Origin of the sequence: Mesorhizobium sp. M0601, from assembly GCF_040320845.1 — a bacterium.
Lineage (GTDB): Bacteria > Pseudomonadota > Alphaproteobacteria > Rhizobiales > Rhizobiaceae > Mesorhizobium.
In genome coordinates, this window is record NZ_JAMYQK010000056.1 from 16,984 (window position 1) to 31,378 (window position 14,395).

Genomic DNA, 14,395 nt, shown 5'->3' on the forward strand with positions numbered 1-14,395 from the left:
AAGGAATGGAATAATGAGCTCCAGCGCACCGGTATCGGCGGACGAATTCCTGACCGGGCTCAAAGGCCAACGCGTGCTGGTCACGGCGGGCGCCGGCGGCATCGGCTTTGCCATTGCCGAGACACTGTCGCGGCTCGGCGCGCGTGTCGTGATCTGCGACATTTCCGACGAGGCGCTGGCCGCCGCTCCAGAGAGGCTCACACTCGCCGGCGCAGTCAAAGCGGACGTTTCGCGCGACGACGATGTCGACCGGCTGTTCGAGACCGTAAAGGAGAAGCTCGGCGGGCTCGACGCCCTGATCAACAATGCCGGCATTGCCGGGCCGACCGGCGGGGTCGATGAGATCGATCCGGCAGACTGGCGGCGCTGCATAGATATCTGCCTGACCGGCCAGTTCCTGTGCGCGCGCCGTGCCGTGCCGCTGATCAAGGCGGCGGGCGGCGGCTCGATCATCTCGATGTCTTCGGCCGCCGGCCGCCATGGCTACGCGTTCCGCACGCCGTACTCGGCTGCCAAGTTCGGCGTTGTCGGCCTGACCCAGAGCCTTGCCAAGGAACTCGGACCGCATGGGATCAGGGTCAACGCCATCTTGCCCGGCATCATAGAGGGACCGCGCATCGACAAGGTCATTGCCGACCGGGCAAAGCAGCTCGGCGTTTCAAACGAGGAGATGACACAACGCTATCTGCAGAACATCTCGCTGCGCCGCATGACCAGCCCATACGATGTCGCGGCGATGGTGGCCTTCCTGCTTTCCGATGCGGGCATCAACATTTCCGGCCAGTCGCTCGGCGTCGACGGCAACGTCGAGACACTCTGAGGGGGAGATCATGGCGAAGGTAGCAATTGTCGGAAGCGGCTTCATCGGGCGAGCGTGGGCGATAAGCTTCGCTCGTGCCGGCCATGATGTGCGCATGTGGGACCAGGCGCCGGCCGCGGCCAGCGGTGCGCGCGACTATATCGCTGGGGTGCTCGGCGACCTTGCCGCCAACGATCTGCTGCGGGGACAGGCGGTCGATACCGTGCTTGGCCGCATCACCATTGTGGAGGAGCTTGGCGAGGCCCTGGCCGATGCCGTCCATGTCCAGGAGAACACGCCGGAAAACCTCGAGGTGAAGCGTGACGTGTTCTCCCGCATCGACGCACTTTCCGGTCCGCAGGCGGTGATCGCCAGTTCCACCTCGGCGCTGTTGCCGTCGAGATTCACCGATCATCTTGAGGGGCGCCATCGCTGCCTCGTCGTGCACCCGATCAATCCGCCCTATCTCATCCCGGCAGCGGAGGTGGTGCCGGCGCCATGGACCTCCGCCGAAACGGTGGAAAGGACCCGCGCGTTTCTTGTCGAGGCGGGCCATGCGCCACTGGTGATGAAGCGCGAGCTCGACGGCTTCATTATGAACCGCTTGCAAGGCGCGCTGTTGGAGGAGGCGTTTCGGCTCGTCGCCGACGGCTATGCCAGCGTCGAGGACGTCGACACTGGCCTGCGCGACGGGCTGGCGCTGCGCTGGTCGTTCATGGGTCCGTTCGAGACGATCGACCTCAATGCACCCGGTGGTGTGCGCGACTATGTCGAGCGCTATCAGGCGATCTATTCCAACATCTTCCCGCAGATGCTGCGCCGCGTCGACTGGGCCGGCGAGGTCATGGAGACGATCGAGGCCGAGCGCCGCAAGCGCCTGCCGCGGGAAGAACTCGGCGAACGGCAGGTCTGGCGCGACCGCCGGCTGATGGCGCTGGCGGCGCACAAGAAAAAGTCGGATCAGGAGTTTGGACAATGACGCAAACAAGCCGCAAGCCCGGCGCCCAGCAACCCAGCGGCAAGGTCATTATCACCTGCGCGGTGACGGGGGCGATCCACACGCCGACTATGTCGCCTTATCTACCGATCACGCCGGACCAGATCGCGCGCGAGGCGATCGCGGCGGCGGAGGCGGGTGCGGCGATCCTGCATCTGCATGCCCGCGACCCCGAGACCGGCAAGCCCGACCAGACGCCAGAGGCGTTCGCGCGTTTCCTGCCGCGCGTCAAGCAAGGCACCAATGCCGCCATCAACATCACCACCGGCGGCAGTCCTTACATGAAGGTGGAGGAGCGTGTGCGCCCCGCCGCCCAGTTCAAGCCGGAGGTCGCCTCGCTCAACATGGGCTCGATCAATTTCGGGCTCTATCACCTCGCCGACAAATACGAGACGTTCAAGTTCGATTGGGAAAAGCCGCATCTGGAAGCGACGCGTGATCTGGTCTTCCGCAACTCGTTCAAGGACATCGAATACATACTGGCAACCTGCTACGACAATGGGACCCGCTTCGAGTTCGAGTGCTACGACATCGCCCATCTCTATAACCTCTCCCATTTCGCCGATCGCGGGCTGGTGAAGCCGCCGTTCTTCGTGCAGTCGGTGTTCGGCCTGCTCGGCGGCATCGGCACGCACCCGGAAGACGTCGCCCATATGAAGCGCACCGCCGATCGCCTGTTCGGCGACCAGTTCCGCTGGTCGGTGCTGGGTGCGGGCGCCAGCCAGTTGCGCATCGCGGCACAATCGGCAGCGCTTGGCGGCAACATTCGCGTTGGGCTCGAAGACAGTCTTTGGGCCGGTAGGGGCAGGCTTGCCAAGTCGAATGCCGAGCAGGTGGTGCTTGCCCGCAAGATCGTCGAAGGCCTCGGCATGGAAGTGGCAACGCCCGACGAGGCCCGCGAAATCCTGTCATTGAAGGGCGGCGATCAGGTCGCGTTTTGACCGGTTTCTGCAAGGTTCGAACAGAGGAGGACGGCATGAAGATCGAAGTCGTGGTGGACGTGAAGACCACGCTGGGCGAGGGACCGCTGTGGGACGTTGAACAGGAGCGCCTCTACTGGATCGACAGTTTCGACGGGCGTGTGTTTCGGGCAACCGCCGACGGTAGTGAGATCCGTTGCTGGGACGTGCCGATGAAGATCGGTTCGATGGCATTGCGCAAGGACGGCGGCGGCGCTGTGGTATCGCTGCAGCGCGGTTTCCATCTGCTTGATTTCGCCACCGGCGAGGTGACGCCGATTCACGATCCGGAGCCGGACAGGCCGATGAACCGGCTCAATGACGGCAAGGTCGACCGGCGCGGCCGCTTCTTCGCCGGCTCAATGGACACGATGGAAGAGGGACCCTCCGGCGGGCTCTACCGGCTCGATTCGGATTTCTCCGTTACCAGAATAGATTCTGGCATCATCTGCTCGAACGGTCCGTGCTGGAGCCCGGACGACCGCACCTTTTATTTCGCCGACACCTGGACCGGCGAGATCTGGGCCTACGACTACGACATCGCAACCGGTGCCGCCACCAACCGGCGCACTTTCACGCGTGTCGATACCAGCCGGGGAGGGGCGGCTGACGGCTCAACTGTCGATGCGGAAGGATTCCTGTGGAACGCGCTGGTCTATGATGGCAGGCTGGTCCGCTACGCGCCCGACGGCAGCGTTGATCGCATCATCGACATGCCCGTCAAGAAGATCACCAGCGTCATGTTCGGCGGGCCGAGGCTCGACACCCTGTACGTCACTTCGATGGCCAAGCCGCCGCTGCCGCGCTTTCCGGGCGACGGAGTTTTACGCGGCAGCCTTTTTGCCATCACCGGCCTCGGCGTAACGGGAGTTCCCGAGCCAAGATTTGCCGCGTAAATCGGTGCGTAATGGCGATGTCCTTCCTGCCTGCTTGGTGCCACCCCAACGTCCCGCCGCAGGGCAACTGGCGCTGGAAGCTCGTGCCCTGCGGTTCTGATGGAACCCACAATGAGAGGCTTGAGGTGCCTTCGCCTGACGTGCGCGCGAACGTGTCCCTGGAGAAACCATCAACCGAGCGTTGGAAACCTGCTCGCAACAAGAAATCCACCCATTAGCAACTCCAACGCATCGAGTGCCTCTTCGTCCCGCAAATTGGTCAGAGCTACGCTGTCCACCAAGACAACCTTTTCATTGTCTATGTCATAGACTTCCCAAAGTCCGTCCCTGATCCTTCGGATGGCGTGTCGACGCTCCATAAGCGGAACCTAATACTCGAGTCGCGGCGACGTTGATAGAAAATTCGGGCACGAGCCGATCATAATAGTGGAAAACCGCAGGTCGCCCTGACGATGCTCTTGCGATTGAGTCCACGAAAAAGCGCTTCAGAAAACGAAGAGCACCGATGGCGGCAGCACGACAGGCGGTGCGCCGGCTATCACCAGTCCTGTGTTGAGGGCAGGTTGGTTTCCGCTATCAACCGCTTCGTCATCGACCACAAGCTGCAGTCATAGCCCTTCGTCTGGACCGACGATCCCGACAAAATCATCACGGCCGCCGCGCGTGCACCAGGTGCTGGAGTCGATCCATAGCATTGACTATAGCAGTGTGGCGGTCCGCGAATGTCCGCTCTCCCAATAGGCAAGTTCGACCCCAAACAGACGTCCTCGTCAGTCTTTCGCTAGTCGACACGCAGGCCTCGATGGCGACGACGTCCGTGAACGACAGGATTGGAGCTTTCGGTACTGACATACGGTTCTACCTCAGGCAAAGAGCAAATCGTGGACTACGGCGCCCATCAGGACAACGATTGCGAGCAGGGAGACTGCAAAAGCGATCGTGCGCCAAGGCTGCATGGCCTTCAGATAGACTATCGAATGTACGATCCTGGCGACTACAAAAATTGCGAAAATGGGAATTGCAATTGCTGCCTTTCCTCCCGTGAAAACAAAGAGCAGGCCCAGCAGCAGAAATGGATAGATCGTGGCCTCGGCATTGCGGTGTGCGCGCAGGAGCCGCGCGACAGTTGGCGGGTCAATTTCTGACACGGGTACACCATAGCGAGCCCCATCCTCCGGATTGATTGCCACGCCACCCTTCGCGCGGATCGCCCCGCTGGAAGCCCAGAGCATCAGAAGATTAAGGCATAGAACGACGCAGGTGATGGCATACGCCACCAGAGCCGCATCTGCCGCTGTCCAGATTGATTGTTGCATCTAATGTTACTCGCCGCTGCTCGGAGCAGTTGACGGAGAGCTGGATGTCCGTTGTGCCATCGCGCCAATATGTGCGGCAAGGTTGTCCAATGTCTTGGCCGTTCCGGTGTCGATGCCCATTTTCAGATATTGCTCCAACCGTTCCGCCGAGCCGCACTCGATCCTCACCGTCAGAAACGTCTTGCCGCCAGTCTCGTCGAGAATGACACGCCCGATCGCCCCCATTGCTTCGAAGACGAGATGACGCGGCGGTGCGATCTCGCGATAGACGCCAGCGAACTGGTTGGCGCCAGGGGGATGCCGGTTGACGAACCTGAAGGCCCCTCCCGGACGCAGGTCGATCTCGCATTGTGCGAGCGGTTCGCCTGATGGATCCCACCAGCATGCCACATGCTCCGGCTGCGTCCATGCCTCGAAGACCTGTTCACAGGGCGCAGCAAGCACGCGCGTCAGAATGATCGTGTGCTTGTCCCGGTCGAGTATCAGGTCGGTGTTCGCGATCCCTGCCAGCATGCTACTTCTCCTTTTTGCCCATTTTTTCGAGGTGGCGATCCAGATTGTCGAGCCTGTCTTCCCATTGGCTGCGAAACGGCTCTACCCAGTCGGCAATATCCTTGAGAGCCGTTGTCACCAGCTTGCGCGGTCGCCGCTGCGCATCACGTCCGCGTTCGATGAAACCCGCATCCTCCAGCACCTTGAGATGCTTGGAGATCGTGGGTTGACTGAGTTCGAATGGTGCCAGCAGTTCCGACACCGTGGCTTCGCCCGTCGCAAGGCGGGCCAGGATCGCGCGTCGCGTGGGATCGGAGAGGGCCGAGAATGCCTTGCTCAGACGGTCGCCGGTGGGTCCATATATTGCCATATGACTATATAGCGATATGGCGATTAACGAGTCAAGACCTTAGATAAGAGGCCGTCGGCTAGGCACGACGATTGCCTCGGGTGGGCGGGCTTCTTTTGCTTACCCTATCCGAGGAGTCCGATGGGTATGTCTGGGGAAGCCGCTCCAGATTGCCAATCGTTTTCCTGTTGAGCTGCATACCGATTGCCTATTCGGCACCGGGCGGAGATGTTTCAATGGCCAGGACCTCCAAGCCGTCAATTTCTTGCATCACCTTTCCAGCGATGCCTTGCAAGTCGCCGTACATCCCCGCGGTCGACTCGATTACGCCTTGTATTTGAGCGTCCCGCTTGGCCCACAGGCGTGTTGTGGCCTTGCGTTCCTTGGCCAGGTCCTCCTGCATATCAGAGAACTTTTCGACGATGGCCTCGACGCGATGGCGGAACCGCGGACCGGTCAGATAGCCATAGACCTGCTCCATTTTGGTGGCTTGGCCGTCCTGGGCGAGGCGGGAGTTCGCCAGCTCGATGAGTGATTGTCGCAGCATGATTGCGATCGGCATCGCGCATTTGGGATGGGCGACATAGACCCCGTCCAGAAGATCGACGGTGTCCACACCGGCAGGCAGAGCTTCCGAGATCATAAGCGCAATGTCCGCCTTTGCGGCCCGCTGATCAGCCCTGAGCTTCCCCAACCAACCCTGGCTCCATTTCTTGGTGCGTTTCGATTCCCACAAAATGGCGCCGCATGGCTGGCCGGCCGGTCCGACGACGCGGTGCAGGACATCTCCGCCGAACTCACCCTTGGCAACCGGTTCAATGACGTCCATCGGGAACCGGCCGGCAATGAGGGCTTCCAGCTGAAGCTCCAGAACTTCACCCTGCAGCTGCTGGGAACCCTGTTCCGCACGGCGCTTCAGCTCCTCAATCTGACGCTGCATGCCTGCGATCTGTTCTTCCTTTTCCGCGACCTTCATTTGGAGCCCGTCTTCCGCTTCCGACCTCGCCTTGACGCGAACGGCGTCCAGCCCCTCCTGGATCTTCCTTTCGATGGTCAGCGCCATCTCCCGGCTTTCGTCGTCAAGCGCACGCTGCTTTTTCAGGAATTCCGCCTGTTGCTGCTGGGCCTCGGTGAGCTTTTCGTCGCGCGCCTTCAACGTCGCCTCCAGCTCGGCAAGCTTCTTATCCTTGTCCTCCAGGTCTACCGAAAGCAGCAATTTTGCCTTGCGGGCTTCCTCGACCGCGATTCCGGCACGCTCAAGCTTGATTTGCCCAGCCACCTGGTCGGCGATGTCCTCTTTGGCGGCGACGATCTCGGCCTGCTGGCGCTTGAGCTCCTCTTCTCTGGCAGCCATCGATGCCTTGCTCTGCGCCAGGCGCATTTCGTATTCTTCACGCGTGGCGGCAATCAAAGGGGCCGCGAGCGACTCATTGAGCTTGATTTCCGTCTTGCAGCTTGGGCAGCTGATTATCGGTTCATTGAGAATCCTGTCCCCCTGCAGCATGGTATTGATGGGCTGGACGGTCATCTGCGCGCTGCCTCCCTGAGGAATCAGTTAAAGGACACGCCAGACTATATATCTCGCCACGCGTTTTCGGAAAAGAACAAAAAGTGAACCATTTTTCTGCGGCTCCATGAAGTCCATGTGATCGGCGATGTATCTGCGCGTGCTGACTGAGAAGGCGAGGGCCCGGGAGTTTTCGGTCGGGCCTATGCTGATGGCTGCTTTGAAAGCTCGTGGGTCACCGACCAGGATGGCCGGTAACGAAATCGCCTAGCCTTGCTCTAATTTAGCTTGGGCCATATTTGCTGCGACTGAGTGGTGATCCCACAGGAATCGAACCTGTGACCTACAAATTAGGAGTTTGTCAGGCGACCTTTACTGTTGTTTCCCAATGCCGGTCTTTGTACGATGGCGCTGCCACTAACATGTTCAAGTTGTTGTAGTTTTCGTACTGCACGGCTATAATAGCGTAGACAAACCAACAGAGCGCGTGGCATTGCTTACTATGCGTCGGCCAAACCGGACTGCCGCAACTGCGCGACGGCGTCGACCTCGCCTGGTATAGCGGTCTTACCACCATGGTTGACGCCTGCGAGGTCCAGCAGCACGCCCCTTGTCATCGGTCCAGCGTGACCAAGAGTCCGGTGTGCGTCAAATCCCGAACAAGGCCATGGTTTCTTCTTATTCCTTTTTGGGTCAGGGCGGGCAGGCGCTCTCGATTATCCTTGCCGACAACCAATCCAGGCCAACGTCCGACGTCGATCGTGCATGCCGCACGAGGCTGAACGTAAACGGATCAATGGCGAGTGGCGTTTTCAGGACCGCAAGCCCGAACTGATCGGCGTATTTGGCGGCGAGCCGGGCCGGGACCGTTGAAGAGAGATCGCCGCTCGCCACAACGCCCATGGCCGTCATGAACATCGGGACGCTGGCGACAACCCGGCGCCGAAGCCGGCGCTTCTTCAGAGCCTGATCGACCATCCCATGAAATCCACCCCTGAATGAGACGAGGATGTGATCGAGCGATAGGTATTCTTCGAGCGACATCGCCGCGTCGTGAGCGACGGGATGGTCTTTCCTGACAACAACGACAAAGTCTTCTTCGAAGACTGGCACGGCCCGGAACTCGTCGGGCAGATCCCAGACGCGCCCGATCGCCATCTCCATTTCGTTGGTGCGCAGGGCGTTCAGGCTTTCGGTTCCGACAGCGAATTGAAACGCCACCCGGCATCCAGGTGCCTCGGCACGCAACGTCCTTATCAGCGGCGGGGCAATCACGGCGCCGACAAGGTCGTTGCCGGCGAGCCGGAACGAGCGCGTGGATGTTTCGGCGTCGAAGTGCGTGGGAACCTTGAGTGCATCCTGGGCAAGTCGAAGAATGACTTCGACTTGTGGGAGAAGCTGTGAGGCACGCTGTGTCGGTTCCAGACCGTTCGGGCGCCTGACGAACAGGGGGTCGTCGAAGAGTTCCCGTAGCCGAGCCAGCGCATGGCTGACGGCAGACTGGCTGACACCCAGCGTAGCCGCAACAAGCGTTGTCTTTTGCAATCGAACGAGATCCCGAAAGATCGTCAGCATGGTGAAGTCGAGCCGGCGCAGTTTCTGCTGATCGGTGTTGGCTTTGCTAGTCAACTGCATCTCCTACTTGCTGCACCAGCCATCCGTTCGGCCATGATATCCGAATTGTTCATATCACATATCCAGCGATTTCAGTTGAACGAATAATGACCCATCCTATGATCGAAGGCGAGAGGTTCGGTCGTGGCAGTGGCCGGTCGCAAGAAGGGATCGCTGAACTTGATGGATAGTCCACTGGGCGCACCGACCAAGGTCGGATCGCTGGATCGAAGGCAATTGCTGGTCGCGACCGGCGCTCTGCTCCTGTCGGCGCAGGTCACCGTCAAAGCGCGGGCCGCATCTTCACTCCCCGACAAATTCATCAATGCCTGGCTGCGCATCGATCCAGACGACATCGTGACGATCATGCTCTCCCAGTCGGAAATGGGACAGGGCATCCAAACCACCCTTCCTTTGGTGCTCGCCGACGAACTCGGCGCCGACTGGTCGCGCGTCGCGCTTGAATGGGCCGATTTCGATCCCGCATACCGGCACCCGCAATATCAATGGATGTTCACCGGCAACAGCGAATCGATCTCGACCTTCTTCCCGATCATGCGCACCGTTGGCGCCGCCGCACGCGAGATGCTCGTCGGCGCGGCCGCGACGCGTCTGGGAGTTGCCGCTGCGAGCCTTCGCGTCGACCAGGGCCGCATCCATCATGATCCGACTGACCGGGTGGTGAGTTTTGGTTCGGTTGCCGCTGACGCGGCAAGGCTCGATATCCCAAAGGATCCTCATCTCAGGCCGACAAGCAGCTTGGAACTGATCGGCAAGCCGCAGCCACGCGTCGACATACCCTCGAAAGTCGATGGCTCGGCGATTTTCGGCATCGACGTGAAAGTGCCCGGCATGGCGGTGGCCGCCATCCGCCGCGCTCCTTCGCAAGGGGGATCGCTGGCGGCCTTCGACCCAACGGCGATCAAGACTGAGCGCGGTGTGCTTGCCGTCGTCGAAATTCCGTCCGGCCTCGCTGTCGTTGCCAATGACTACTGGACGGCGAAGCGGGCTCTCGATGGCGCAGAGCTTACATTCAAGCCGGGTCCACTCGCCGGATATTCAACCAGTGGCCAAAGGGCCGAATATAGCGCGCTGCTGAAATCCGCGTCGTTCGACACGAAAGTCAAAGCGGGCGACGCTTCTGCCGTTCTGGCGGCTGCCGACAGCCCGCTTGAGGCTATCTTCGAAATCCCGGTGCAGGCGCACGCGACGATGGAGCCGATGAACTGCACGGCCGATGTGACGGACGATCGGTGCGAGTTGTGGATCCCGACACAGGGCGTCGAGATCACCCACGCTGTCGCCAAGCAGATGCTGGGTCTCGCCGACGACCAGATCATCATCCACAGAACGTTGCTGGGCGGCGGCTTTGGGCGGCGGCTGCTCGCGGATTTCGCGAAGATCGCGATCCTGGTTGCAAAGGCCGCCGGCCGCCCGGTCAAGGTCATCTGGAGTCGGGAAGAGGATTTCCGCTACGACGCCTACCGGCCGCCAATGGTCCATGCGGTGAAGGCGTCTCTCGGCAATGACGGGTTGCCGGCGGCGATGACGCATCGTGTCGTCTCGCCGTCCCACATGCTCTACATATTCCCGCGCGGTGTCATCAAGGCACAGGGCGACTGGGCGCGGCCGATCATGCCGCCGGCGGCATACGATGGCATGGCCGTCGAGGGCCTGACTGAGACGCCTTACGCCATTGCGAACTATGCGGTCGAACAACATCGCGTCGACACGCCGCTCTCGGTTTCCGTCTGGCGCACGACCGGCCACGGACCGAACAATTTCGTCCTGGAAAGCGTCATCGACGAGTTGGCGCACCGCGCCAATGCCGACCCGCTTTCGTATCGGCTGAGACTTGCCGCTTCCGATCCCCGCGCGGTCGCGGTGCTGAACGCTGTCGGCGCGCTGTGCGGCTGGCAGGCTGCATTACCGGCGGGGCGATTCCGCGGTCTGGCGCTCGCCAAAGCATTCGGCGGCTATATCGCGCAAGTCGTCGAACTCTCCGTCAAGGACAAGACCATCAAGTGTCACCATGTCTGGAGCGCCGTCGATATCGGCCAGACCCTCGACCCAGGCATTGCCAAATCCAACATCGAGGGCGGCGTGGTCTGGGGACTTTCCGGCCTGCGCACCGAGGTAACCTTCGCAGACGGCGAGATCGAGCAGACGAATTTCGATCAGTTTGACCCGCTGCACGTGTCCGAGACGCCTGTCATCACGACTCGGTTCGTCGAGAGCGGCGCCAAGCCGACAGGCGTCGGGGAGATTGGTCCCGTGCCGACGCACGCCGCTTTCTGCAACGCCGTGTTCGCCGCGACAGGCGAGCGCATCCGAGCCCTGCCGATTTCGCGCAGCGGCTACCAGCGGATCTGACGGGAGCAACGCAATGACACGATTTTCCGTCAATGGTCGCGCGGTCACGGTCGACGCCGAGCCGGACATGCTGTTGCTTTGGGCATTGCGCGATCACCTCGGCCTGACGGGCACTAAATTCGGTTGCGGCATCGCTGCCTGCGGCGCCTGTACAGTGCATGTCGATGGCCAGCCCGTGCGCTCCTGTTCCTTTTCGCTCGGTGAAGCTGAGGACAAACATGTCACGACGATCGAGGGACTTTCGGATAACCGCTCGCATCCCTTGCAGCAGGCCTGGATCGCAGAGCAGGTTCCCCAATGCGGCTATTGCCAGTCCGGCATGATCATGGCCGCCGCCGCGCTGATCAACGACAAGCCGCATCCGACGGATGAAGACATCGATGCGGCAATCACCAATCTGTGCCGCTGCGGCACCTATGCCCGCATCCGCGCCGCGGTGCATCGCGCTGCGGGTGATGCGTGATGACTGGCCATCGGCTTGCGCTGGGAGCGCTCGTCGGCGTGACGATTGCCGCCGTCTCGGCGTTCGTGCAGCCGCTGTGGTCGCAAACGAACGGCAGCAGTACGGCCTCAGCCGACGCCTTCGCGACGGTCGCCCGCGTCATGACAAGCCCGCGTTGCCAGAATTGCCACACATTGACTGACTATCCGCGCCAGGGCGACGACCGGCATCGACATCTGTTTCGTGTGGCGCGTGGACCCGCGGATCATGGTGCGGCGGGCCTGCCATGTTCATCCTGTCATGGAAAATCGAACAATGCGGCCAGCGGCGTCCCCGGCGCCGACGAGAACTGGCGCCTCGCGCCACTCAGCATGGGCTGGGACGGCCTTTCGACAAATGAGCTCTGCGAACATTTGAAAGACCCGCGGCACAACGGAAACCGCACTGGCGATCAGGTCATCAACCATCTCAGATCGGCGCTTGTGAGATGGGCCTGGTCACCAGGTACCGATCGGACCGGGCAAGCACGAACGACCCCGCCGATCCCCTATGAGGAATTCGTGATGGATGCCGAAACCTGGATGAGGAGCGGAGCTGAGTGTCCGAAATAGCCAAGCCTGAGGATCTGCCGGATCGCAACACACTGAACAAAGACGCCGCCGACCGAGGTCGCCGCCACTTCCTGCAATATGTGGCCGGTGCGACAGCCGCCCGGGCCGGGTTGTGCGGGTGCGGCATTCATCCCGCCCTTGCGGCCAGCAGCACGACTACGACGCCTGGTGCGGGACCTGTGGTCGACCCTGGCAAAGGCTACCTTGTCCAGCAGATTGGCGATGGGGTTTATTGGGTTACAGATGGTGCCTACAGCACCATGTTTCTTGTCTCTTCGACCGGGGTGATCGCTTGCGACGCGCCACCCAGCCTTGGGGAAAACTACTTTAGGGCTATCGCGGACGTCACGGACAAGCCGGTGACGCATCTGGTCTACAGCCACGAACATGTCGACCATATCGCCGGCGCGCATCTGTTTGCAAAGGACGTTACGATCGTCGCCCACGCCCGGACAGCCGAACTGCTCTCATCGCGGAAGGACCAGCGGCGCCCGGCTCCAACTGTAACCTTCGAAACGACCTATACCCTTGAGCAGGGAAACCAACGCCTCGAACTGGCCTACAAGGGCATCAACCATTCGATCGACAACATCTTCATCTTCGCGCCACGCCAGAAGACCCTGATGTTCATCGACGTCGTTTATCCCGGCTGGATGCCCTACAAGAATCTCGGCGTCGCCGTCGATATTCCCGGCTTCGTCGAAGCACACCGCACTGTTCTTGCCTACGACTTCGAGACGCTGGTCGCCGGCCACGTCAGTCGTCCTGGAAACCGCGCGGATGTCGAGACCCAGGTCGAACTGGTGAAGGACCTCGTCGAGGCGGCGGAACAGGCCTACGCGAGCCTGTCCTTTCCCGCCTTCCTGAAGCAGCATCCGCCAGGGCGCAGTGGCAAAACAGCCTGGGACCTTCATCAGGGCTATGAGCAGGCCCTGGTCTCCCAGATGCATGACGGGCTGCTAACGAAATGGCGCGACAGGCTCGCCGGGACCGAAACCTACCTGCGCGACAATTGCTGGGCGATGCTCGAAACATTCGTCGTCCAGGGCAAGCCGGATATCTCCGGGCTGTAACGCAATACTGTTTGTGGATTCAACCTTCACGGCCTGCGAACCTGAGCAGGTATTGGCAATGGTCGAACGTCAGAACCTATCCACAGCAAAAGCCTTCGCAATTGCACGGCGGCAGGGCTTGACGTGCCCCACGGCAGGGCATTGACGAGGAGTTGACGGATGGCGAACCTTGTTATCGTGGCGGGCGGCTGGCATGGAGGCTGTGAGATCACGCCTTTCGCGCGCAAGCTGCGTGAACTTGGACATGAAGTCGTTTCTGCAGCTATGCTGGACCGACGTAGCAGACCAAAGTGGATTGTCACAGCCTTCGGAGTCACCCAAGGCAGGCGCGCATCAATGTGGCGCATATCTAGCCCGGATATCTCACACAGTCTTTCGGCGCGAGGCTGGCGGCGGAGATTTGCCGGCGCTTGAGCTGCGGGCAAAGGATGTCGGCCGCTTGGAGCGGACACCGCCGCGCTCAAGGCCGAGTGCGAGGCTGGCGACCGGGCGAAGGATCTGCTGGAAGCGTTCTCAACGACGCCTGCCACGACTGTCGCCGGCGTGGCGGGCAAGCTTGAGGCCGTGTTGCACGAGGGTAAGGCCTGGGGGGAATGCTCCGAGTTCCCCTGGCCGCAAATCCGCTCGGCGCTTAGCGATCTGGTGCGCATCGCCCGGCAGAACATGCCGGAACAGTTCTTTTCACGGCGAGCAGCGTCCTAAGATCCTGAGGCGGCGGGCTGGCTGCTGTTTCCGCGGCTGAAAAATGGAGGCGCGATATTAAGATCCCGTCCAACCCAACTTCCGGCTTCAGCCGAGAACCCCTCAGCTTGCAGTGAAGCGTCTGCCTCACGTCACCCTTCAACCGCCATGGAATTGCCAGCGCAGAGCCCTCTTGCGGCATCTCACCATCGGGCGGTGAGCGATCCCAATCTGTTGGATGCCTTCAACCGCGATGCCGCCGTGCAGAAACGGACCGTGCCTGAAG

At 61.1% G+C, this 14,395-nt stretch carries 13 protein-coding genes; 8 read left to right on the plus strand and 5 right to left on the minus strand.

Going from position 1 to position 14,395, the window contains the following annotated elements; translation table 11 throughout:
- The first annotated feature begins 13 nt into the window (after positions 1-13).
- The 4 genes from NKI41_RS30425 to NKI41_RS30440 are packed head-to-tail and all read left to right on the plus strand — an operon-like array spanning position 14 to position 3,651.
- Entirely contained in the window at positions 14-820 is an 807-nt protein-coding gene (locus tag NKI41_RS30425; protein WP_352473183.1) for an SDR family oxidoreductase, read from the plus strand.
- A gap of 10 nt (positions 821-830) precedes the next feature.
- Positions 831-1,778: a 3-hydroxyacyl-CoA dehydrogenase gene (locus NKI41_RS30430; RefSeq protein ID WP_352473185.1), complete on the plus strand. Its 948-nt coding sequence runs from the start codon at positions 831-833 to the stop codon at positions 1,776-1,778.
- Positions 1,775-2,737, plus strand: coding sequence for a 3,5-dioxohexanoate:acetyl-CoA acetone transferase (gene kce / locus NKI41_RS30435; RefSeq protein WP_352686489.1), 963 nt, complete (start codon positions 1,775-1,777; stop codon positions 2,735-2,737). Before NKI41_RS30430 ends, kce begins: the two co-directional genes overlap by 4 nt.
- A 35-nt stretch (positions 2,738-2,772) precedes the next feature.
- Positions 2,773-3,651 carry an SMP-30/gluconolactonase/LRE family protein gene (locus tag NKI41_RS30440; RefSeq protein ID WP_352473187.1) on the plus strand — a complete coding sequence of 293 codons (879 nt, stop codon included), beginning with the start codon at positions 2,773-2,775 and terminating at the stop codon, positions 3,649-3,651.
- A gap of 863 nt (positions 3,652-4,514) precedes the next feature.
- Here NKI41_RS30440 and NKI41_RS30445 read toward each other — a convergent pair.
- The 5 genes from NKI41_RS30445 to NKI41_RS30465 form a co-directional block, all read right to left on the minus strand.
- A complete protein-coding gene (locus NKI41_RS30445) occupies positions 4,515-4,967 on the minus strand; it encodes an MAPEG family protein (protein WP_352473188.1) in 453 nt (150 codons plus the stop codon).
- Between the two features lie 6 nt (positions 4,968-4,973).
- Complete coding sequence (locus NKI41_RS30450) at positions 4,974-5,480, minus strand: SRPBCC family protein (protein WP_352473189.1); 507 nt, start codon at positions 5,478-5,480, stop codon at positions 4,974-4,976.
- Position 5,481: 1 nt separating this feature from the next.
- Positions 5,482-5,829: an ArsR/SmtB family transcription factor gene (locus NKI41_RS30455; protein WP_352473191.1), complete on the minus strand. Its 348-nt coding sequence runs from the start codon at positions 5,827-5,829 to the stop codon at positions 5,482-5,484.
- Positions 5,830-6,016: 187 nt separating this feature from the next.
- A complete protein-coding gene (locus NKI41_RS30460; protein ID WP_352686492.1) occupies positions 6,017-7,336 on the minus strand; it encodes a DUF2130 domain-containing protein in 1,320 nt (439 codons plus the stop codon).
- A gap of 672 nt (positions 7,337-8,008) precedes the next feature.
- Complete coding sequence (locus NKI41_RS30465) at positions 8,009-8,944, minus strand: LysR family transcriptional regulator (protein ID WP_352542526.1); 936 nt, start codon at positions 8,942-8,944, stop codon at positions 8,009-8,011.
- Positions 8,945-9,112: 168 nt separating this feature from the next.
- Here NKI41_RS30465 and NKI41_RS30470 point away from each other — a divergent pair, with 168 nt between their 5' ends.
- From NKI41_RS30470 to NKI41_RS30485, 4 genes are read left to right on the plus strand one after another with little or no spacing between them, the layout of a single operon-like run.
- A complete protein-coding gene (locus tag NKI41_RS30470) occupies positions 9,113-11,302 on the plus strand; it encodes a xanthine dehydrogenase family protein molybdopterin-binding subunit (protein ID WP_352686495.1) in 2,190 nt (729 codons plus the stop codon).
- A gap of 13 nt (positions 11,303-11,315) precedes the next feature.
- On the plus strand, positions 11,316-11,765 hold the full coding sequence (locus tag NKI41_RS30475; RefSeq protein ID WP_352686498.1) for a (2Fe-2S)-binding protein: 450 nt from the start codon (positions 11,316-11,318) through the stop codon (positions 11,763-11,765).
- 38 nt (positions 11,766-11,803) lie between these two features.
- Complete coding sequence (locus tag NKI41_RS30480) at positions 11,804-12,355, plus strand: hypothetical protein (RefSeq protein WP_352686501.1); 552 nt, start codon at positions 11,804-11,806, stop codon at positions 12,353-12,355.
- A complete protein-coding gene (locus tag NKI41_RS30485) occupies positions 12,343-13,428 on the plus strand; it encodes an MBL fold metallo-hydrolase (RefSeq protein ID WP_352686504.1) in 1,086 nt (361 codons plus the stop codon). Before NKI41_RS30480 ends, NKI41_RS30485 begins: the two co-directional genes overlap by 13 nt.
- The last annotated feature ends 967 nt before the right edge of the window (positions 13,429-14,395 follow it).

Excerpts from the sequence above, each read along its gene's own strand:
- NKI41_RS30425 (WP_352473183.1), top strand. The coding sequence starts at position 14 with ATGAGCTCCAGCGCACCGGTATCGGCGGACGAATTCCTGACCGGGCTC.
- NKI41_RS30430 (WP_352473185.1), top strand. The coding sequence starts at position 831 with ATGGCGAAGGTAGCAATTGTCGGAAGCGGCTTCATCGGGCGAGCGTGG.
- kce (WP_352686489.1), top strand. The coding sequence starts at position 1,775 with ATGACGCAAACAAGCCGCAAGCCCGGCGCCCAGCAACCCAGCGGCAAG.
- NKI41_RS30440 (WP_352473187.1), top strand. The coding sequence starts at position 2,773 with ATGAAGATCGAAGTCGTGGTGGACGTGAAGACCACGCTGGGCGAGGGA.
- NKI41_RS30445 (WP_352473188.1), bottom strand. The coding sequence starts at position 4,967 with ATGCAACAATCAATCTGGACAGCGGCAGATGCGGCTCTGGTGGCGTAT.
- NKI41_RS30450 (WP_352473189.1), bottom strand. The coding sequence starts at position 5,480 with ATGCTGGCAGGGATCGCGAACACCGACCTGATACTCGACCGGGACAAG.
- NKI41_RS30455 (WP_352473191.1), bottom strand. The coding sequence starts at position 5,829 with ATGGCAATATATGGACCCACCGGCGACCGTCTGAGCAAGGCATTCTCG.
- NKI41_RS30460 (WP_352686492.1), bottom strand. The coding sequence starts at position 7,336 with ATGACCGTCCAGCCCATCAATACCATGCTGCAGGGGGACAGGATTCTC.
- NKI41_RS30470 (WP_352686495.1), top strand. The coding sequence starts at position 9,113 with ATGGATAGTCCACTGGGCGCACCGACCAAGGTCGGATCGCTGGATCGA.
- NKI41_RS30475 (WP_352686498.1), top strand. The coding sequence starts at position 11,316 with ATGACACGATTTTCCGTCAATGGTCGCGCGGTCACGGTCGACGCCGAG.